12 protein-coding genes and 15 pseudogenes are annotated in these 20120 nt (G+C 39.6%); 16 read left to right on the forward strand and 11 right to left on the reverse strand.

What is annotated here, in order from left to right:
* Positions 1-41: 41 nt before the first annotated feature.
* Both recR and KA717_32435 read left to right on the forward strand, forming a co-directional pair.
* The gene (gene recR, locus KA717_32430; GenBank protein UXE64842.1) at positions 42-635 is read left to right on the forward strand and encodes a recombination mediator RecR; all 594 of its coding nucleotides are present in this window, start codon (positions 42-44) and stop codon (positions 633-635) included.
* A gap of 220 nt (positions 636-855) precedes the next feature.
* Positions 856-1842, forward strand: coding sequence for an RNA polymerase sigma factor, RpoD/SigA family (locus tag KA717_32435; protein UXE60275.1), 987 nt, complete (start codon positions 856-858; stop codon positions 1840-1842).
* 255 nt (positions 1843-2097) lie between these two features.
* On the opposite strand, the gene KA717_32440 is transcribed toward KA717_32435, so the two are convergent.
* On the reverse strand, positions 2098-2631 hold the full coding sequence (locus KA717_32440; GenBank protein UXE60276.1) for an ISAs1 family transposase: 534 nt from the start codon (positions 2629-2631) through the stop codon (positions 2098-2100).
* An 80-nt stretch (positions 2632-2711) separates the two neighbouring features.
* On the opposite strand from KA717_32440, the pseudogene KA717_32445 reads away from it, so the two are divergent.
* Together KA717_32445 and KA717_32450 are read left to right on the forward strand one after the other, a co-directional pair.
* Positions 2712-2957, forward strand: a pseudogene (locus KA717_32445) (transposase family protein).
* An 80-nt stretch (positions 2958-3037) separates the two neighbouring features.
* Positions 3038-3538 carry a helix-turn-helix domain-containing protein gene (locus KA717_32450; protein UXE60277.1) on the forward strand — a complete coding sequence of 167 codons (501 nt, stop codon included), beginning with the start codon at positions 3038-3040 and terminating at the stop codon, positions 3536-3538.
* Here the strand turns inward: KA717_32450 and KA717_32455 are convergent.
* Positions 3505-3819 (reverse strand): annotated as a pseudogene (locus KA717_32455) (IS4 family transposase). The gene KA717_32450 and the pseudogene KA717_32455 sit on opposite strands and share 34 nt — an antisense overlap.
* 123 nt (positions 3820-3942) lie before the next feature.
* Here KA717_32455 and KA717_32460 point away from each other — a divergent pair.
* Positions 3943-4347, forward strand: a pseudogene (locus KA717_32460) (transposase).
* 74 nt (positions 4348-4421) lie between these two features.
* On the opposite strand, the pseudogene KA717_32465 reads toward KA717_32460, so the two are convergent.
* The 4 genes and pseudogenes from KA717_32465 to KA717_32480 all read right to left on the reverse strand — a co-directional run bounded on the left by KA717_32465 (position 4422) and on the right by KA717_32480 (position 7504).
* Positions 4422-5120, reverse strand: a pseudogene (locus KA717_32465) (IS4 family transposase).
* A gap of 231 nt (positions 5121-5351) precedes the next feature.
* Positions 5352-6689, reverse strand: a pseudogene (locus KA717_32470) (IS5 family transposase).
* A 123-nt stretch (positions 6690-6812) separates the two neighbouring features.
* Positions 6813-7292 (reverse strand): annotated as a pseudogene (locus KA717_32475) (IS4 family transposase).
* 17 nt (positions 7293-7309) lie between these two features.
* On the reverse strand, positions 7310-7504 hold the full coding sequence (locus KA717_32480) for a transposase (GenBank protein ID UXE60278.1): 195 nt from the start codon (positions 7502-7504) through the stop codon (positions 7310-7312).
* 206 nt (positions 7505-7710) lie between these two features.
* Between KA717_32480 and KA717_32485 the strand changes: the two are divergent.
* From KA717_32485 to KA717_32495, 3 genes and pseudogenes are all read left to right on the forward strand, one after another.
* A pseudogene (locus tag KA717_32485) lies at positions 7711-7965 on the forward strand (IS5/IS1182 family transposase).
* A gap of 61 nt (positions 7966-8026) precedes the next feature.
* Entirely contained in the window at positions 8027-9181 is a 1155-nt protein-coding gene (locus KA717_32490; protein ID UXE60279.1) for an ISL3 family transposase, read from the forward strand.
* A 35-nt stretch (positions 9182-9216) separates the two neighbouring features.
* A pseudogene (locus tag KA717_32495) lies at positions 9217-9669 on the forward strand (transposase).
* Positions 9670-9702: 33 nt separating this feature from the next.
* Here the strand turns inward: KA717_32495 and KA717_32500 are convergent.
* Positions 9703-10533, reverse strand: a complete 831-nt coding sequence (locus tag KA717_32500; GenBank protein ID UXE60280.1) for a hypothetical protein — start codon at positions 10531-10533, stop codon at positions 9703-9705.
* An 84-nt stretch (positions 10534-10617) separates the two neighbouring features.
* On the opposite strand from KA717_32500, the pseudogene KA717_32505 reads away from it, so the two are divergent.
* Positions 10618-11899, forward strand: a pseudogene (locus tag KA717_32505) (ISKra4 family transposase).
* Here the strand turns inward: KA717_32505 and KA717_32510 are convergent.
* Positions 11872-12408 carry a hypothetical protein gene (locus KA717_32510; GenBank protein UXE60281.1) on the reverse strand — a complete coding sequence of 179 codons (537 nt, stop codon included), beginning with the start codon at positions 12406-12408 and terminating at the stop codon, positions 11872-11874. The pseudogene KA717_32505 and the gene KA717_32510 sit on opposite strands and share 28 nt — an antisense overlap.
* A gap of 50 nt (positions 12409-12458) precedes the next feature.
* Between KA717_32510 and KA717_32515 the strand changes: the two are divergent.
* Together KA717_32515 and KA717_32520 are read left to right on the forward strand one after the other, a co-directional pair.
* Positions 12459-12617, forward strand: a pseudogene (locus tag KA717_32515) (transposase).
* A 269-nt stretch (positions 12618-12886) separates the two neighbouring features.
* Positions 12887-13090 (forward strand): annotated as a pseudogene (locus KA717_32520) (transposase).
* An 89-nt stretch (positions 13091-13179) separates the two neighbouring features.
* On the opposite strand, the pseudogene KA717_32525 reads toward KA717_32520, so the two are convergent.
* A pseudogene (locus tag KA717_32525) lies at positions 13180-13389 on the reverse strand (IS4 family transposase).
* A 56-nt stretch (positions 13390-13445) separates the two neighbouring features.
* On the opposite strand from KA717_32525, the gene KA717_32530 reads away from it, so the two are divergent.
* Both KA717_32530 and KA717_32535 read left to right on the forward strand, forming a co-directional pair.
* The gene (locus KA717_32530; GenBank protein UXE60282.1) at positions 13446-13688 is read left to right on the forward strand and encodes a hypothetical protein; all 243 of its coding nucleotides are present in this window, start codon (positions 13446-13448) and stop codon (positions 13686-13688) included.
* The gene (locus KA717_32535; GenBank protein UXE64843.1) at positions 13676-14554 is read left to right on the forward strand and encodes an ISKra4 family transposase; all 879 of its coding nucleotides are present in this window, start codon (positions 13676-13678) and stop codon (positions 14552-14554) included. The genes KA717_32530 and KA717_32535 overlap by 13 nt, the downstream gene beginning before the upstream one ends.
* Here KA717_32535 and KA717_32540 read toward each other — a convergent pair.
* Positions 14546-15706, reverse strand: a complete 1161-nt coding sequence (locus KA717_32540; GenBank protein ID UXE60283.1) for an IS4 family transposase — start codon at positions 15704-15706, stop codon at positions 14546-14548. The two genes, KA717_32535 and KA717_32540, sit on opposite strands and share 9 nt — an antisense overlap.
* 192 nt (positions 15707-15898) lie before the next feature.
* On the opposite strand from KA717_32540, the pseudogene KA717_32545 reads away from it, so the two are divergent.
* Positions 15899-16777: pseudogene (locus KA717_32545) on the forward strand (ISAs1 family transposase).
* A 303-nt stretch (positions 16778-17080) separates the two neighbouring features.
* Here KA717_32545 and KA717_32550 read toward each other — a convergent pair.
* Positions 17081-18160 carry an IS1 family transposase gene (locus KA717_32550; GenBank protein ID UXE60284.1) on the reverse strand — a complete coding sequence of 360 codons (1080 nt, stop codon included), beginning with the start codon at positions 18158-18160 and terminating at the stop codon, positions 17081-17083.
* Between the two features lie 170 nt (positions 18161-18330).
* Between KA717_32550 and KA717_32555 the strand changes: the two are divergent.
* Positions 18331-18618, forward strand: a pseudogene (locus KA717_32555) (DUF4277 domain-containing protein).
* 127 nt (positions 18619-18745) lie between these two features.
* A pseudogene (locus KA717_32560) lies at positions 18746-20027 on the forward strand (ISKra4 family transposase).
* Positions 20028-20120: the final 93 nt, after the last annotated feature.

A 20120-nucleotide genomic window follows, 5' to 3' on the forward strand; every position in this document is an offset into this window, starting at 1 on the left:
AAGTTCCCCCTTTAAAGTCTTCATGATCAGGAGCTTTAACCATTTATACGCCTCCCCTTGCTCGTTTGATTGAACAACTTCAACGTCTCCCTGGAGTTGGCCCCAAGTCAGCCCAAAGACTTGCTCTCCATCTACTCAAACGTCCTGAAAAAGATATCCAAATGCTAACCCAGGCGATTCTGGATGCCAAAAAGCAGGTTGGTCTCTGTCAGGTCTGTTTCCATCTGTCTGCCGAACCAGTCTGCGAAATTTGTCGCAATCCCAACCGTAACAGCCAAATGCTTTGTGTGGTGGCAGATTCTAGGGATGTCATTGCGCTGGAGAAAACCCGCGAATATAGTGGTAAGTACCATGTTTTGGGAGGAGTCATTTCGCCAATGGATGGCATTGGGCCAGAACAATTATCGATCCAAGCCTTGGTAAAACGAGTCAGTCAAGCGGGAATTGGGGAGGTGATTTTAGCGATCGCTCCTAGTGTAGAAGGAGAAACTACCACCCTTTATGTTGGCCAATTACTGAAACCTTTTACCAAAGTAACTCGTATTGCGTTCGGTTTGCCGATGGGTGGCGATCTAGAATATGCCGATGAAGTGACTCTGGCTAGGGCTTTGGAAGGACGCAGAGAATTGGTGTGATCTCCCTACTGATCGCCCCTGAACCCCACCCCTAAGAATACCGTCTAAAAACTTGGTCTCTATAATCATGATCCCGATGATCTATGATGGAGATAAATCAAAGTCATACCGACTTCGTTCTTATTTTAATCCGGGTTGTAGATGTTTAATCTCATTCTGGGAAAGATAGGAGTAGCAACAAAGCAGATCTTCTGTTGGTTTTTAAGGAGTTAATGCCGCAATGCCCACCGCTAACCTCAACACCATGACAAAACAACCTTCTTACTCGGCGGATATGGTGCGGACTTATCTGCATGAAATTGGTCGGGTTCCGTTACTCACCCATGAACAAGAGATTATCTACGGCAAACAAGTGCAAAAGATGATGACTCTTCTGGAGCAAAAAGAGATGCTTGCTCAAACCTTAGGGCGAGAACCTAACAATGATGAATGGCTTGAGTCCGTTAGTCTCAGTCAAGAGGAGTTAAATCGTTTGCTGCTCCAGGGCAATCGGGCTAAACAAAAAATGATTGAAGCGAATTTACGTCTGGTGGTAGCGATCGCCAAGAAGTATCAAAAGCGCAATATGGAATTTTTGGATCTCATTCAGGAAGGCAGCCTTGGTTTAGAGCGAGGTGTGGAAAAGTTTGATCCGACCAAGGGGTATAAATTTTCAACCTATGCCTACTGGTGGATTCGTCAGGCCATTACCAGGGCGATCGCGCAACAGGGCCGAACCATTCGTTTACCCATTCACATTACCGAAAAACTTAATAAAATCAAAAAAACCCAACGGGAATTAGCCCAACGTCTAGGCCGCAGTGCCACCCCTAGCGAAATTGCTGATGTCCTAGAACTTGAACCCGGACAAATTCGGGAGTATCTCAGCATTGCCCGTCAACCGATTTCCCTAGATGTGCGGGTAGGAGACAATCAGGATACAGAACTCTCCGAACTGTTGGAAGATGATGGCATTTCCCCCGATCTATACATCACCCAGGAGTTAATGCGCCAGGATCTGCATAGTATGATTGCGGAATTAACCCCCCAACAACAAGCTGTCCTGACCCTTCGCTTTGGTTTAGAAGATGGAAAAGAGTTATCCCTGGCTAAAATCGGGCAACGCCTTAATATTAGTCGGGAGCGGGTACGTCAATTAGAACATCAAGCCCTGGCCCAACTGCGTCGTCGTCGTTCCAATATGGAAGAATATATTGCGGCCAGTTAAGTCTCTCACGGGAAAGATTAAACTTTTTGTAGGGCCAATCCATTCCAAGGAAGTGTTTTCTACCTGTAAATAATTCGTTGATAGCTTTTCCTGTCAAAAGGGATGATAAGACTTCCGTGATAACATCAGACATAATCAACGAAAAATTTACAGCAAGAAATCATTTCCTAAAGCAACACAAGAGAGTTATTCCGTACAAGAAGAATCTTGGACTCCAGAAATCTAGGGCGTGTCATCAATCAGGGCAAACGCATCTTATCCGAGTAAAACCTTAAGGAGATAGTCCTCGTCCCAACCAGCGCGTAGCCGTTTATTCTTGATACCAAGTTTCAGAGTATTTTCCTTTGTGAGCAAGTTAAGAGCGATATGGCGTAAGACGGCTAAATTCTCAGGAGCAAAATCCTTACGAATGCGACAAGCATCCTCATTGAAGGCCAAGTCTAGAACCCAATGTAAAGAGTTTTCTATCAACCAATGACTACGAACAGATTGGGATAATTTTTGAGCATTACTCGGCAGGCTACTGATATAGTAGCGAGTCTCATACTCTGTTTTGTCTTTCAATCGTCTCTCCGCTTTAATCATACAGATGCTCGTCAACTTTGCCCATTTCTCCCCACCCAGCAAAAATTCTGTTTGTTCCATCGTCCAGCAACGGCGAATTTCAATCCGTCCATGTCCCTTGTCTATTGTTTGATGAAAATCATGCTTAATTCCCGCAAAATTAACCGATTGAGCATGAGCAAATAATTGTTCAACATCCTCACATAGATTACAGGGCGAACGCATCTAAAAATGATACAGATACAAGAACATTATAGAGGGATGGATAAGGGAAAATAAGGAAAAGTGCATAGAAAACAAAAGCGATGAAACTCCGACCCAAATATAGACTGGTAGAACACTTTGCCGAAATAGATGACCCTCGCATCGAACGAACAAAACGGCATAAACTCATTGATATTCTAACGATTGCCATCTTAGCCGTCATTTGTGGAGCAGAAGGTTGGGTAGCCATGGAAAGTTTCGGCAAGGCTAAACATCAATGGCTAAAAAAAATTTTGGAATTGCCGAATGGCATCCCCTCCCACGATACGTTTGCGCGTGTATTTGCTAGTAGTCTAAGGCGTAAGTTAAGATACTATTATTAGGCAACCGATAAAAAGATAAATATAGGTATATAGGAGAAAAAGTCATGCCCCGATTAGCCCCCAAAGAGTTAAAGTTGGAAGCAAAAGAACGAGAACATCTAGAAAAACTGATAAATCGTCATACAACAGAGCAGCAAATTGCCTTAAGGGCAAAAATAGTGCTTCTGGCAGATGAGGGAGAAAATAATCGAGAAATTGCTAGAAAATTAAAAATCAGCCGAAAAATGGCAAGTCAATGGAGAGAAAGATGGATAGCAGGACAGAAAAGTGAAATAGAAATAACAGAAAGAATCAAAGATGCTGAACGTAGTGGAGCACCCGCCAAGTTTAAACGCGAACAAATCTTGAAGTTGTTCAAATTAGCCTGTGATGACCCAAAGAATTATGAGCGTCCGATAAGTCACTGGACAGGACGAGAATTAGCCGAGGAATTAGTAAAGCAAGGAATAGTGGAAAGTATATCTCCTCGACAGGTAGGAAGATTATGGGAAGAAGCAGATATTCATCCGTGTCAACTTAAAGGAATGGGTTCCCAAATTTGTTGATTGAGAGCGGCCTTTTCTCGATGTCGCTTTCTCTCAGCTTTGACCAAACCAAATAACTTAGCACGTTCAGCCAGATAGGTTACTGTATCAGGCTTTTCTCCTCTAGCAATAGCCTTCGCTACATAGTATAGACTCCGAAACACCATCTCTACTGAGATTTTTTCTTTCGGTTGATTTAGAGCAATCGCCACTTCCCCTACCAATTGATTTAAGACCGTATAGAAAATCAAAGTGCAAATAATCTGGATTTGGACACCATTCTTATTCCCTACCCATAAATAGGGCTTGCTGAAAAAAGCTGAAACCTTTACGGAGAAAAATAGTAGGCGAATTAAGAACCGCTAGAATGCACGAAAATAGGGTAGAATGCCTCAAAACCATTGCATTAAGAAGAGAGAAAGCAGATGTACCGAAAGCAACAGTACTCAATTGAAACACCAGAAAACTTGAAAAATCTGTTCGGCGGGCAGTTAGACGAAGAAAATCGTTGGATAGAAATGTCAAAAATGATTCCCTGGGAAGAATATGAGGAAGAATATGCAAAAAACTTCACAAAAAAAAAAGGAGCCCCAGCCAAATCATTTAGAATGGCATTAGGAGCATTAATTATCAAAGAAATTTCAGGAAAAAGTGACAGAGAAACAGTAGAACAAATAAAAGAGAACCCTTATTTACAGTACTTTATAGGAATGGAAAGCTATAGTAGCAAAGAAGCATTTAATGCGTCAATGATGGTTCATTTTCGTAAAAAAATAGGAATGGAATTAATAAATAAAATTAATAAAGAAATAGAAAAAAAGCGACGGGTGTAGCGTCAGAAAAAAAAGAAAATGAAGGAAAGTTATTGTTAGATGCGACTTGTACACCAGCCTGACTTTTCCCGTTAAGTGCGGATTGCAAGCTGCCAGCCTTGGCAAAGGTCATGCAACTTCAACCAACCGCGCCAAAGGACTTGGATACCGAGAGGAGTTTTACGACGATGTTCAAGATAACCACCAAGAAAAGCAACAGACTCGACAGCCCAAGCAACAGTCAAAATAGGGGGAAGTTTTTGAGAGGCGGCTGCTTTTAACACCTGAAGTTGAAGAGGATTAAGAATTTCAATCGCGAGAGCATCGGGCTGGGTACGATGAAGATAAGTAACGTGTAAAAGTTCAACAGCAATGACACTTAAAAAACCCAAAAGAGTTTTCATTCCATCAGAGGCAAGTCGATAACGCTCACTCTGACAACCAGACTTAAGGACTTTATGAAATTCTTCAACCCGCCATCGGTAGGTGTACCAACGAAGAATAGTGACAGCCATCTCAATAGTCTCAACAACTTCTGTAGTCAGAAGCATCCAAGATAAAGGAGTTTCGCCTTCGGGACAATCGATTTCTGTCGCATAAACAGCATAGACATTCAACGGGTCACGATTATCAAAACGATAGGGAGTTCGTAGATTAACTGAGCAAAATCGGACGGCAAGCTTAACCTTCCGTGCTTTTCTTTTTCCTGTACTCGGAATCTCGATTTCTTGATGAAAACGAATCGGTTCTGATTCCAAATGTTGCCAAAGTCGTTCACTATTTTTGTCTAAACTAGGGCTTGCTGAAAAAGTCAAAAAACGAAAGAAATGTGGGTTAGGGAAGTATGGACTGAAAAAGCATAGATAACTTATCCTTATGGAAACAAATCAAAATACAGATTTTGTTTAATCTATTGTTCCTTTCTGTCTAAAAAGGTCAACACAAATCACTCCTCACAAAAGAGAGGAAAATTAACACCATTTTTCACAAGAAAAACGACTCTACAACTTTTTACTTTTTGTCTTCTGAAGTAGAGTAGAAAGATTCATTACCAAAAAGTTCATCGCAATTACCGTTTCCGAGGTCTCAGGTAGTTTGGCCATCACTCGACCAAGACTAAATTTCCTCTTTCCCTGTCCGAATTTACCCTCAATGGCATTACGCACTCTTTCATCTGAGCGTGCCTCTTTCTTTTTTTCTTTGCTCACCTCTTTCGGCGGTCTTCCCAATCGGGGACCACTCATTCTTATATCCCTTTCTTTACAATAAGCTCGATTCGCTTTTGTTCGATAGATTTTATCCACATGAACCGATTCCGGATAACATCCTGTTTCCCTTTTATATTCTTCTATTCGCGCTTGTAAATCTCCCGATTCGTTGTAATTATCCCAACTTAATTTGTCTAAGAAGACAAAGCCATTCACATTACTTGCCGATATTTTAGCTCCAAACTCTACTGCTTTTCCCGCTTTTCCACGCACTATTGGACGCACGTGAGGTTGGCTTACACTCACAATTCTGTTTTCTACTTTATTTGTCTTTTTTTCATACATTTCTAACTGTTGCTCATACACTTTTCCTATCGTTACAAGCTCTTCTTGCTCTTTTTTCGTTAGTTTTTCTAACTTTGCTCCCTCTTCTATCATTTTTTCTATATGAGACAAGTTTCTTTTTATATATCCTAGTTGTTTTTTTGTTCCTTTTCTTCTTTCTTTTTTTGACACACGACGTTTTTTTGCTATGGCTAAGTACTCTTTTCTTGCCACTTCCCTATAAGTCCTCGGCTTTTCTTTCCTTTTCTCTTTTATTTCTTCATACAGCTTATCTATTATTTTTTCTGTTTTTTCTCTGGCATCATTCAATATTCCTATATCCGTTGGATATTTTATATCTGCTGGTGTACAAGTCGCATCTAACAATAACTTTCCTTCATTTTCTTTTTTTTCTGACGCTACACCCGTCGCTTTTTTTTCTATTTCTTTATTAATTTTATTTATTAATTCCATTCCTATTTTTTTACGAAAATGAACCATCATTGACGCACTAAATGCTTCTTTGCTACTATAGCTTTCCATTCCTATAAAGTACTGTAAATAAGGGTTCTCTTTTATTTGTTCTACTGTTTCTCTGTCACTTTTTCCTGAAATTTCTTTGATAATTAATGCTCCTAATGCCATTCTAAATGATTTGGCTGGGGCTCCTTTTTTTTCTGTGAAGTTTTTTGCATATTCTTCCTCATATTCTTCCCAAAGAATCATTTTTGACATTTCTATCCAACGATTTTCTTCGTCTAACTGCCCGCCGAACAGATTTTTCAAGTTTTCTGGTGTTTCAATTGAGTACTGTTGCTTTCGGTACATCTGCTTTCTCTCTTCTTAATGCAATGGTTTTGAGGCATTCTACCCTATTTTCGTGCATTCTAGCGGTTCTTAATTCGCCTACTATTTTTCTCCGTAAAGGTTTCAGCTTTTTTCAGCAAGCCCTAAACTACGATTATGAGACGCTCTGACCAGCACTCCTGTATGCTTGAGTTGACGCACTGAGTCAAAGACTTCTGAAACATCTCCTTCTCTGTCAAATACATGAATTACCCTCGTTGAACTTTCTACCTGTTTCTCACAGGTGTTTAGAGCCTCTACCCATTTGTAGGATTCTTTTTCCTCAAATGGTCTTTGACGAGCTGCTTTTCTTTGTTCTTTCTGTCTTTCTTTTTTCTGCTTCGCCGTTTCATCTGTTGGGGGCTTTTCTTTTACCTCCCTATTCCACAGTTTTTGCCATAATAAACCTAATACTTGTCCTTTTTCTGGCTCAATTGCTAAAGCACTATGCAGTATTAATCCATTCCCTCCTTTTCCAGTCGGCCCATACCCTTCCCTTTTTTCCTTGATATTGCGATAATCTAAGAAGGTCGTATCTCCGACTGATAGCATTATCTTATATTCTTCTACGGCGGCAGTTGTCATTTCACAGTGCGGCTCTATTATCTTGACAAAGTCTGTTTTCGGATTCCCAAAAATTCATAGGCCCTCTTTAACTCGTTTCCTCCCTTAAACACTTCTGATAAGGCTTTTCCAAACCCCTCACTTAACTTTTTCCCAATCGAGAAGGCACGATTGTTTAGCCTCTCGTCTCCCAATTCACAACTGGCAAAGTTTTTTGTCCACCATTCCAACATTTTTTGACCTGCCCTTTAAGATTTTCTCCATTTTACAGTCTCATACTCCCTTCATCCTTTGTTTTTGAAATTTGAACGATAAGCGGGATGATGGCTTCAGAATATTTTTTTCCTGTCAAGAGAATCATTACTCAAACCCTTGCCAGATAAAGCCTCTAGAAGTTTGCATTGCTGGATTTTGGACTTAACGGGAAAAGTCAGGTACACCAGCAGATATAAAATATCCAACGGATATAGGAATATTGAATGATGCCAGAGAAAAAACAGAAAAAATAATAGATAAGCTGTATGAAGAAATAAAAGAGAAAAGGAAAGAAAAGCCGAGGACTTATAGGGAAGTGGCAAGAAAAGAGTACTTAGCCATAGCAAAAAAACGTCGTGTGTCAAAAAAAGAAAGAAGAAAAGGAACAAAAAAACAACTAGGATATATAAAAAGAAACTTGTCTCATATAGAAAAAATGAGGCTCTTCCCCCAACTGTGTGGAAAGTGTATAATAGTAATACCACAGTAGGAGGTGGAGTATGTGGATAAACTTGGATGAGCTACTAGGTTTGCCAAAGGTAACAGTCGTAAACTATCGAGAAATAGATGGTGCTTTGTTCTTAAAATTAAAAATGAAAAACGAAGTAATGGAATGTCCAAATTGTCATAAAGAATTGGAAGATATAAATCAAATAGAATATAATTTGGTTCGGGATTTATCCCTATTGGGAAAGAAAGTATATCTGGAAGTGCCCCGCCGCCAGTTCCATTGTGAAAAATGTCAGAAATACATAACAGAAAGACTGGACTTTATGCGGCTAAGAAAACATTATACAATTCGTTATGAAGAAAAGATTTATGAGCAAGTAAAAAAGAAAAATGTAGAAGAGGTAAGGCAAGAAGAAGAAATAAGTTGGGGAACATTGGAATCAATATTTGAAGAGTATGCAAAGCAGGCAGAAAAGAAGGAATGGGAATTACCAGAAAAGATAAGTTTAGACGAATTTAGTAATAGAAAAGGAAAAAAAGACTTTATTACAACAGTGATAGATATAAATAAAAAGGAATTGTTAGAAGTAATAAAAGGACACAAAAAAGAAGAGATAATAGAAGCCCTAAAAGTGCAGCCAGCAAGGGTTAGAGAGAATGTAAAGGAAGTAAGTGTGGATATGTGGGAGGGATTTACGTCAGCAATAAAGGAGTTATTTGTAAATGCTAAAATCGTCTATGATAGATTTCATGTAATGAAAAATATAAATGAAGAATTGAATAAATTGAGAAAGAAAATGAATATCCATAAAAAGGGTTTAACATACCTATTATGGAAAAATAAAGAAGAGTTAAAAGAAGAAAAAAGAGAAGAGTTAGAAGAGATATTGAAAATGTATCCTTGTTTAGGAATAGCGTATGAAATGAAGGAAGAGATTAGAGATATTTATGAGCATTCAAGAACGACAAATGGTGCAAGGAGAAAATTTGAAAAATGGATGAGAACAGCGAGCCTATTCTATAAAAAAAGTGTGGGTATGCTGAAAACTCATTTGACAGGCATATGCAATTATTTTGAAAACCATACAACTAATGGATTAACGGAAGGGATGAATACAAAAATTAAATTAATAAAAAGGAAAAGTTATGGATTTGCTAATTTTGAGCATCTACGGCTTAAATTGTTAGCTTGCTTTAACTCTTAACATAACATTACACACAGACAAGGGGAGAGCCAAAAATGATAGAAGAGGGAGCAAAGTTAGAAAAACTAACGAAAAAAGAGCAAGAAGAGCTTGTAACGATAGGAAAAGTGTATGAGCAACAGTTAGAAATGTATGAAAAAAAGACAAATAAAGTAGAAAACAGAATTGTGAGTGTAAGCCAACCTCACGTGCGTCCAATAGTGCGTGGAAAAGCGGGAAAAGCAGTAGAGTTTGGAGCTAAAATATCGGCAAGTAATGTGAATAGCTTTGTCTTCTTAGACAAATTAAGTTGGGATAATTACAACGAATCGGGAGATTTACAAGCGCGAATAGAAGAATATAAAAGGGAAACAGGATGTTATCCGGAATCGGTTCATGTGGATAAAATCTATCGAACAAAAGCGAATCGAGCTTATTGTAAAGAAAGGGATATAAGAATGAGTGGTCCCCGATTGGGAAGACCGCCGAAAGAGGTGAGCAAAGAAAAGGGTGCGACCTTTAGTTGATAAAAGCTGTTGTAATCAGGGTTCTACAGGGAACCCATATTGATCAAGTTTTGCCCAAAATTGACTCCATCGTTCCTTGGTCAATACCAAAGCTCGTAGGCTCAAAATAATTCCTGCTCCTTTTTCCTTCCATCGCATCCCTGAACAACATAATCGTTGTTTGACCAACGTCTTACAAGCTGCTTCCGTAACACCTGAACCAATCGGATACTTTTTCTCTAAGTATTCAGCATAATCCATTTGATGCTGATGATTCTCGTAATAAGTAATCGCCGCTTGTAGTTTCTCGGTAAGATTCTTAGAATGACTTTTTTCTTCTTTGACTTCTTTCATCAGATTTAGCAGTTCTCCTGCTTTTCCTTTTTCATGCTTGAGTTCTCGACAATTTTCAGTCAACCATTCTTTTTGTTTTGACACTGTATTCGGATGCAACGCTTCTGCCAAGGCACCTAAGTAACCAGAGGCATGATAGAAATCTAATATCTGTTCTTCCGTTTGCTTTTCTAAAAACTTCCAATTTGATTCTGCCCCGTCTGCTATCCCGACCAATGTTGCCTCTGGATAACGTTTTTTCGCTCGCTCAATTTCTCTTTCTAATCTTTCTAGAAAACTCTTTTTTCCATACTCTGGTGCCGCACCTAGATAGATTGTATGTTGACGTTCTCCCTCACTATCGTATAGGGAAACGGTTCCCACCATTGCTTCACGGTAGCCATCCTCACACATCAGCATACAGGTTCCATCTAATCCTATTCCCACTGTTGCAATTTGGCTATCCTCCTTGGGCGGGGCATAACTCCACGCTTCTTCTTTTGCCTGTACCACACTTCCTACTGCTTCACTCAATCTTTGGATAGGGTGTGACCTTTAGTTGATGAAGGAAAAGAAAAGTGTTAACATGGGATGAAAAGTGACAAAGAGGAAACAATGATGACAGCAAAACTAATTAATGTAGAGGGTTCAAAGATAAAAATAGAACTAACATTAGAACTCAGTCGTTCAATGTTGGATACAGAAATAAATATTCAAAAAGGCTTAAACGAAGTAGGTTGCATCGCCAGCAAAGAAGCCTTGAAATATTTAGATACAGATGGTTCACCCTTAAAAATCGGTGAAGAAATCTGGAAGAGTAAGGGAGAGCAACCGAAAGAATATCAAACACCTTATGGTGAGGTTATAGTGAATCGTCATGTATATCAGCGTTCACCTTTGAGGAAAAACGTATTGCCCCTTAGAAAGAGAATCAAGGATAATCATAACATCAACGCCATTATTGGCAAAACAGGTATCCTCAAAAATGTCAGGGATGGCAGGCAAAGAGGTGAAAAATGATTTATTAGAAAATCATGGTAGAAAAGTAGCGCTATCCTATATCCAAAGATTGAGTGAAGCAGTAGGAAGTGTGGTACAGGCAAAAGAAGAAGCGTGGAGTTATGCCCCGCCCAAGGAGGATAGCCAAATTGCAACAGTGGGAATAGGATTAGATGGAACCTGTATGCTGATGTGTGAGGATGGCTACCGTGAAGCAATGGTGGGAACCGTTTCCCTATACGATAGTGAGGGAGAACGTCAACCTACAATCTATCTAGGTGCGGCACCAGAGTATGGAAAAAAGAGTTTTCTAGAAAGATTGGAAAGAGAAATTGAGCGAGCGAAAAACCGTTATCCAGAGGCAACATTGGTCGGGATAGCAGACGGGGCAGAATCAAATTGGAAGTTTTTAGAAAAGCAAACGGAAGAACAGATATTAGATTTCTATCATGCCTCTGGTTACTTAGGTGCCTTGGCAGAAGCGTTGCATCCGAATACCGTGTCAAAACAAAAAGAATGGTTGACTGAAAATTGTCGAGAACTCAAGCATGAAAAAGGAAAAGCAGGAGAACTGCTAAATCTGATGAAAGAAGTCAAAGAAGAAAAAAGTCATTCTAAGAATCTTACCGAGAAACTACAAGCGGCGATTACTTATTACGAGAATCATCAGCATCAAATGGATTATGCTGAATACTTAGAGAAAAAGTATCCGATTGGTTCAGGTGTTACGGAAGCAGCTTGTAAGACGTTGGTCAAACAACGATTATGTTGTTCAGGAATGCGATGGAAGGAAAAAGGAGCAGGAATTATTTTGAGCCTACGAGCTTTGGTATTGACCAAGGAACGATGGAGTCAATTTTGGGCAAAACTTGATCAATATGGGTTCCCTGTAGAACCCTGATTACAACAGCTTTTATCAACTAAAGGTCGCACCCTTTGGATATAGGATAGCGCTACTTTTCTACCATGATTTTCTAATAAATCATTTTTCACCTCTTTGCCTGCCATCCCTGACATTTTTGAGGATACCTGTTTTGCCAATAATGGCGTTGATGTTATGATTATCCTTGCTTCTCTTTCTAAGGGGCAATACGTTTTTCCTCCTACTGAACGCTGATATACATGACGATTCACTATAACCTCACCATAAGGTGTTTGATATTCTTTCGGTTGCTCTCCCTTACTCTTCCAGATTTCTTCACCGATTTTTAAGGGTGAACCATCTGTATCTAAATATTTCAAGGCTTCTTTGCTGGCGATGCAACCTACTTCGTTTAAGCCTTTTTGAATATTTATTTCTGTATCCAACATTGAACGACTGAGTTCTAATGTTAGTTCTATTTTTATCTTTGAACCCTCTACATTAATTAGTTTTGCTGTCATCATTGTTTCCTCTTTGTCACTTTTCATCTCATGTTAACACTTTTCTTTTCCTTCATCAACTAAAAGTCGCACCCAAAGAAAAAAAGAAAGAGGCACGCTCAGATGAAAGAGTGCGTAATGCCATTGAGGGTAAATTCGGACAGGGAAAGAGGAAATTTAGTCTTGGTCGAGTGATGGCCAAACTACCTGAGACCTCGGAAACGGTAATTGCGATGAACTTTTTGGTAATGAATCTTTGCTACTCTACTTCAGAAGACAAAAAGTAAAAAGTTGTAGAGTCGTTTTTCTTGTGAAAAATGGTGTTAATTTTCCTCTCTTTTGTGAGGAGTGATTTGTGTTGACCTTTTTAGACAGAAAGGAACAATAGATTAAACAAAATCTGTATTTTGATTTGTTTCCATAAGTATAAGTTATCTATGCTTTTTCAGTCCATACTTCCCTAACCCACATTTCTTTCGTTTTTTGACTTTTTCAGCAAGCCCTAAATACCCATCAGTCAGAATCTTTGGTTCGCTATGTAGCAGAATTTGAGGGACTTAATCTTGAATTAGGAGAGAAGGGCAAGAGTGGCATCCTTCAATCAATGGCGAGTAGAGCAACTTTTCTCAGTGACCCCAATCATCGAATTGTTTTTCACTTCACACCGAAGCATTGTTCATGGCTCAATCAAATTGAGATTTGGTTTGGTATTTTAATGCGTAAGTTACTGAAACGAGGAAATTTTCCCAGTCAAGATGATTTAAGAACGCAAATTCTTGAATTCATCGACTATTTTAACCGCACTATGGCGCATCCGTGTCAACTTAAAGGAATGGGTTCCCAAATTTGTTGATTGAGAGCGGCCTTTTCTCGATGTCGCTTTCTCTCAGCTTTGACCAAACCAAATAACTTAGCACGTTCAGCCAGATAGGTTACTGTATCAGGCTTTTCTCCTCTAGCAATAGCCTTCGCTACATAGTATAGACTCCGAAACACCATCTCTACTGAGATTTTTTCTTTCGGTTGATTGGGTACATCCCGGATAAAGTAGTACATAGAATCTGGGGTAAAATGGAAAAAAACTGATGAGCGAAAAAAGTATGTTACCGATTCCCCCAGAAGAAAAAGCACTGTTAAAACAGCATCTCACCGAATCAGCCCGTATCCTGCGCAAATATACGGAACCAGAGAAACAGAAGGACTTTGGAAGCATCGAAGTAGAAGTCAGAACCCAGATGTTAGAAATTGTGGGGCCAACAATGGGGGAGTTTTTTTTTCAGAAGGGGGAAAAAAACGGTCTGGAAACAAGCGAAAAATCAAAACCCTAGTCGGAGAAGTGGAAATAAGCCAAAAACAAGCCAGAAAACTAAAGGTGTCGCCAAAAATCGTCTTAAGTCCAGGTTTAGAGAAATGCTGTCTAAGAGCCAGTGCGAAAACATCCTACCAACAAGCAGAAGAAGATATAGAGGAGTTGATGGGGATAAAAGTAGGACATAGCAGTTTACATCGCTTGGTAGAACGGACAGAACTGCCCTTAGCTCAAGCTCAGTCAGAGAGTGCGGGGGTCAGTATAGATGGGGGAAAGATTTGTCTGCGGGGCGAGGAGAAGGAAGGGGGACAGTGGCGAGATTATAAACTGGTGAGTCTTCATGGCAATGTCTGTGAAGCCTTTTTCCAAGACCCAGAGGGCTTAAAGAATTGGAGCAATGTTCAACCTTTGTCCCCAATAGTGACCTTTTTGGGAGATGGTCATCCCGGAATCTGGAATGCGGTAGAGAGTTTCGCCACTCAATCGTGGCTGATACGACGAGAGGTGTTGGATTGGTATCATCTCAAGGAGAATCTGTTCAAAGTGGGTGGCTCTCTCAAACGGCTAGAAGCAGTGGAGCATTTACTGTGGCGGGGTTTTGTGAACAAGGCAATAGATGCGTTTGATGGAGTCAAAAGCAAGAGGGCAAAGAATTTTCAAGCCTATTTGACGAAGCATTATCAGCGTATCCCTGATTACCAATACTATCAACAGCTTGGTATTGTGATTGGTTCTGGTGATGTGGAGTCTAAGATTAAACAGGTGGGAGCTAGGGTTAAATTGTCGGGAGCACGTTGGCATCTTCATAATGTTTCTCGTATTCTTCGGCTACGATGTGCTTATCTCAATCACTCTCCTCTTTTGAGTGTCAATGTATTATCTTAAGTGGGATGCACCCGGTTGATTTAGAGCAATCGCCACTTCCCCTACCAATTGATTTAAGACCGTATAGAAAATCAAAGTGCAAATAATCTGGATTTGGACACCATTCTTATTCCCTACCCATAAATAGGCTAGTCCTAAAAGTCTTTTCGTTAATAAAAAGGCTTCTTCGATTGTCCATCGTCTTCGATATAAATCACAGACCTCTTCGGCGGACAGTTGTTCGGGAGACAACACATTTGTTAAATACTGATACCAGATTGTTCCCCATAATACTGAGACTAATCTCACCGGATGCTTGCAAGGATTAGAACGGTAATTTCCCATAATGATAATCTCATCTCTGTAATGACTACCTTGAGACAATACTTGTTTGGTTTTGTAAGATGTACCCGCTCTAAATCTGGTTAGAAAAAACTTTTTAGCTTCTGTTAACAAATCAAACCACACAAAGCTAAAAAATCCCATATCTACGAGAATTAAACCATTTTCTGGTAATTTAGCTGCCAATTCTTCACACCATATTTTATCATTTGATTTATCATTTTCTGTGTACCATAAAGTAACGGGTCTTTGGGTAAAGGCTTCCACTACCATCATTATTTTACCCCCCAATTTACTCTTTTCTTCTTTACTTATTTTCATATTTTTCCTTATCTGCTCTAGCGTTGAGCCATCTGCTATCCACACTGCACTAAACTTTTCTCTTATTTTTTCCCATTTTTCTCCTACTTGGAGCTTCTTCCCTTTTTCGGCTGCTTTTTCTAACACTCCTTTTAGTAATATTGCAAATATTTCGGCTGGCACATTCATCATTCTTTTTGATACTGCCTGTTTGCTTACTTTTAATGATGCTACCCATAGCAATCCCTCTTCCTCTAACAGTCTTACCGCTTCACTTATACCCGCTATTTGACGATACACTATACTTAACACTAATGCCACCATTACTGGTAAATTTAGCACCCTATCTCTCATCATTTTCTCATGAGTTCCCTGTAAATATTTTAATGGTGTAAACATTGTGGGTTCTAGTAATTCAAACAACTCTTTTGTTATTTCAGGGATTTCTACCCCTGGCTGATTTGTCTTACGACGTAAGTCTGGGTTTCCTTTTCTCCGAGGATGTTGTCTTGCCATTTGTTTTTTGCTCACTTTTTTATATACTAACCTTTTTTTCAGCCTACTCTTACTTCCGCCTGCTTTTAGGCTAATCTTTTGTGAGTAGGCATTTTGGCTTAAGTTGACACCAATGACTATGGCGAAGCCCTTTCGATGGACGTATCGGGGGAAGGTTTTGGTTGCTTAAATTTTATAGCACCCAAACTTACGCCTTGGACTACTAGTCTGAATCCAGAGCAATTTCAAGACTGTTTTCTGCATTGGGTCAAAAGTATAGCGGAGGTAAGTGAAGGGGAAGTGATAGCGATTGACGGCAAAACCCTTCGCCACTCCTATGATAATGCCAACGGAAAGGGCGCAATTCAGATGGTAAGTGCATGGGCAACAGCAAATCGTCTAGTACTAGGACAGTGCAAGGTGGAAAGCAAATCGAATGAAATCACGGCGATACCCAAACTCCTGAAAATGCTAGAGGTCAAAGGTTGTATCGTAACGATTGATGCCATGGGAACTCAGACAAAGATTGCCCAACAGATAGTAGGGCGAGGGGGAGATTATGTTTTGGCATTGAAAGGCAATCAAGGTAATCTATGTGAGGATGTTGAACAATTATTTGCTCATGCTCAATCGGTTAATTTTGCGGGAATTAAGCATGATTTTCATCAAACAATAGACAAGGGACATGGACGGATTGAAATTCGCCGTTGCTGGACGATGGAACAAACAGAATTTTTGCTGGGTGCGGAGAAATGGGCAAAGTTGACGAGCATCTGTATGATTAAAGCGGAGAGACGATTGAAAGACAAAACAGAGTATGAGACTCGCTACTATATCAGTAGCCTGCCGAGTAATGCTCAAAAATTATCCCAATCTGTTCGTAGTCATTGGTTGATAGAAAACTCTTTACATTGGGTTCTAGACTTGGCCTTCAACGAGGATGCTTGTCGCATTCGTAAGGATTTTGCTCCTGAGAATTCAGCCGTCTTACGCCATATCGCTCTTAACTTGCTCACAAAGGAAAATACTCTGAAACTTGGTATCAAGAATAAACGGCTACGCGCTGGTTGGGACGAGGACTATCTCCTTAAGGTTTTACTCGGATAAGATGCGTTTGCCCTGCATAGATTACCTTGATTGCCTTTCAATGCCAAAACATAATCTCCCCCTCGCCCTACTATCTGTTGGGCAATCTTTGTCTGAGTTCCCATGGCATCAATCGTTACGATACAACCCACATTCCGCAGGTTGTCGAAGAGGAACACTAGTTCACGCGAGCTAGTATCGGTACTTGTGCATTGATTTCGGGCAAGGATAAAAAATGTCAATAAAGTTCTAAAATGGAGTCTTGTCTTAGATAGGCGCTGGTATCGTCTAGCTAGAAGCTACAAACGTTGCAATACGAGAGGTTCAAGAAATCAGGCGAATTTGGAGTAAGTCCTCCCAAGTAAACCCTTTTTCAATTATACCGAGAGCTACAGCAGGAACTTCTCTAGTCGTAAAATGGCTGCGAACAAAGTTATGAACCATCCAGAAAATATCTAGGACTCGCTGTAATCCCACAACAGATTTAGCATAAGTATTTGTACGACGGCGAAAGGCGGCTAAATAGCGTCGGATAGCACTATTAAATGCCTCAACGTGGTTGGCATGGATGTCCTTTTCTTCTGGTTTTTCTGTTGTCTCAGGATGTTCAGTTTTCGGAGTTTCTACTTTCTTTAGTTTACCCTCAGAATCTCGACGTTTACTACTCTTATTTTTTAGTCTTACCACAAGACCCTTCGGTAATACTTTGGTGGGACGACCTCGCTTTCCAGTCCTTAATACTTCGTGACAAATATTAAATAGCAGTTGACTATATCGCTTTTCTCCATCTGTAAATAACTGGAGAGATTCTGCACTCCTTTCAAATAATTTCGCTACCGTCATCATTGCTTCTAGAAATAATTTCTGCTCTTTTCGACCACATTTTAAATGCCAAATAAAGCGGCTAGCCCTGTCCATGAGCACGATTGTCCACCCCTCAGAGGCACTTGCTTCTTTATTTTTTCCAACTTTTGTGTATAGTTCATCCCCTTCTATTACTAATTTAACAAATTCATTCACTAAGGCGTATAAAAATAATGTCTCTTGTAATCCTGATAATTTCTTTTCCCAATTCAATATTGTTGTTTTCGCGTAGCCGAATACTCGGGCTGCTGCATTTAATCCTATTCCTTCCATTCTGGCTTTTAATACTTTTACAATTTCACTTAATGGGGTTTCTAAGCCAGCGATTACGCTACCATAAGTCTCAGCAAAACAAGAACTACATTCTTGACAAATGAACATTTTACGTTCCCCGTTACCTTTCGTTTGATAATGAGAATGTATTTTTACTTTTTCACTATAGCAATGAGGACAGTTTTTCTTGAATAAGGCATCCTCTTTCTCTTGGCACAAGCCAACATCATTTAGGACTTCCATAGAGCTTTTCTTTAATATTGACATTGTTTTCTGTTTCCCTCTTCTTTGATATAATGACAATAATAATAGTATAATAAAAACGAGCCGATGTCTAGTCTTAAACTATTTTTCTATTTTCTCAAAGCCTTACACCATAACTTTTTCCAACTTTGATCAGACGATACCAGTGCCCTTAGATAGAATCAACAGTAAAAATGAATAACCTAAATATTAAAGACCTCGACCACTTAGGAATCGTAGCGGGAATTATAGATGAAATGGGTTTAGTAGAAATTATCGATGAGGAAGTGGGAACTCATCCTCAAGAAAAGCTCAGTGTAGGTACAATAGTAAAAGCAATGATATTAAACTGCTTAGGATGTATTAATGCTCCGTTATATTTGTTTAGTGAATTTTTTAAAGGAAAAGCATTAGAACACCTATTAGGAGAAGGAATAAAAGCAGAAGATTTAAATGATGACAAGCTAGGAGACAAAATATACATTGAAGAGAGGTGTGAATATGACAAGGCGTTATGCGTTACGGGATGACCAATGGGTGTGACCTTTAGTTGATGAAGGAAAAGAAAAGTGTTAACATGGGATGAAAAGTGACAAAGAGGAAACAATGATGACAGCAAAACTAATTAATGTAGAGGGTTCAAAGATAAAAATAGAACTAACATTAGAACTCAGTCGTTCAATGTTGGATACAGAAATAAATATTCAAAAAGGCTTAAACGAAGTAGGTTGCATCGCCAGCAAAGAAGCCTTGAAATATTTAGATACAGATGGTTCACCCTTAAAAATCGGTGAAGAAATCTGGAAGAGTAAGGGAGAGCAACCGAAAGAATATCAAACACCTTATGGTGAGGTTATAGTGAATCGTCATGTATATCAGCGTTCACCTTTGAGGAAAAACGTATTGCCCCTTAGAAAGAGAATCAAGGATAATCATAACATCAACGCCATTATTGGCAAAACAGGTATCCTCAAAAATGTCAGGGATGGCAGGCAAAGAGGTGAAAAATGATTTATTAGAAAATCATGGTAGAAAAGTAGCGCTATCCTATATCCAAAGATTGAGTGAAGCAGTAGGAAGTGTGGTACAGGCAAAAGAAGAAGCGTGGAGTTATGCCCCGCCCAAGGAGGATAGCCAAATTGCAACAGTGGGAATAGGATTAGATGGAACCTGTATGCTGATGTGTGAGGATGGCTACCGTGAAGCAATGGTGGGAACCGTTTCCCTATACGATAGTGAGGGAGAACGTCAACCTACAATCTATCTAGGTGCGGCACCAGAGTATGGAAAAAAGAGTTTTCTAGAAAGATTGGAAAGAGAAATTGAGCGAGCGAAAAACCGTTATCCAGAGGCAACATTGGTCGGGATAGCAGACGGGGCAGAATCAAATTGGAAGTTTTTAGAAAAGCAAACGGAAGAACAGATATTAGATTTCTATCATGCCTCTGGTTACTTAGGTGCCTTGGCAGAAGCGTTGCATCCGAATACCGTGTCAAAACAAAAAGAATGGTTGACTGAAAATTGTCGAGAACTCAAGCATGAAAAAGGAAAAGCAGGAGAACTGCTAAATCTGATGAAAGAAGTCAAAGAAGAAAAAAGTCATTCTAAGAATCTTACCGAGAAACTACAAGCGGCGATTACTTATTACGAGAATCATCAGCATCAAATGGATTATGCTGAATACTTAGAGAAAAAGTATCCGATTGGTTCAGGTGTTACGGAAGCAGCTTGTAAGACGTTGGTCAAACAACGATTATGTTGTTCAGGAATGCGATGGAAGGAAAAAGGAGCAGGAATTATTTTGAGCCTACGAGCTTTGGTATTGACCAAGGAACGATGGAGTCAATTTTGGGCAAAACTTGATCAATATGGGTTCCCTGTAGAACCCTGATTACAACAGCTTTTATCAACTAAAGGTCGCACCCCTCTAAGAGACCGAGATTCTAGGAGGGAATGCAAAAAAACTCAGAGATTAGGTCAATAT

Source organism: Woronichinia naegeliana WA131 (assembly GCA_025370055.1).
Classification (GTDB): domain Bacteria; phylum Cyanobacteriota; class Cyanobacteriia; order Cyanobacteriales; family Microcystaceae; genus Woronichinia; species Woronichinia naegeliana.

What these genes read in the sequence shown, in the direction of transcription:
- KA717_32435 (UXE60275.1), top strand. Translation starts at nt 856, where the DNA reads ATGCCCACCGCTAACCTCAACACCATGACAAAACAACCTTCTTACTCG.
- KA717_32440 (UXE60276.1), bottom strand. Translation starts at nt 2,631, where the DNA reads ATGCGTTCGCCCTGTAATCTATGTGAGGATGTTGAACAATTATTTGCT.
- KA717_32450 (UXE60277.1), top strand. Translation starts at nt 3,038, where the DNA reads ATGCCCCGATTAGCCCCCAAAGAGTTAAAGTTGGAAGCAAAAGAACGA.
- KA717_32480 (UXE60278.1), bottom strand. Translation starts at nt 7,504, where the DNA reads ATGTTGGAATGGTGGACAAAAAACTTTGCCAGTTGTGAATTGGGAGAC.
- KA717_32490 (UXE60279.1), top strand. Translation starts at nt 8,027, where the DNA reads ATGTGGATAAACTTGGATGAGCTACTAGGTTTGCCAAAGGTAACAGTC.
- KA717_32510 (UXE60281.1), bottom strand. Translation starts at nt 12,408, where the DNA reads ATGAAAAGTGACAAAGAGGAAACAATGATGACAGCAAAACTAATTAAT.
- KA717_32530 (UXE60282.1), top strand. Translation starts at nt 13,446, where the DNA reads ATGAGCGAAAAAAGTATGTTACCGATTCCCCCAGAAGAAAAAGCACTG.
- KA717_32550 (UXE60284.1), bottom strand. Translation starts at nt 18,160, where the DNA reads ATGTCAATATTAAAGAAAAGCTCTATGGAAGTCCTAAATGATGTTGGC.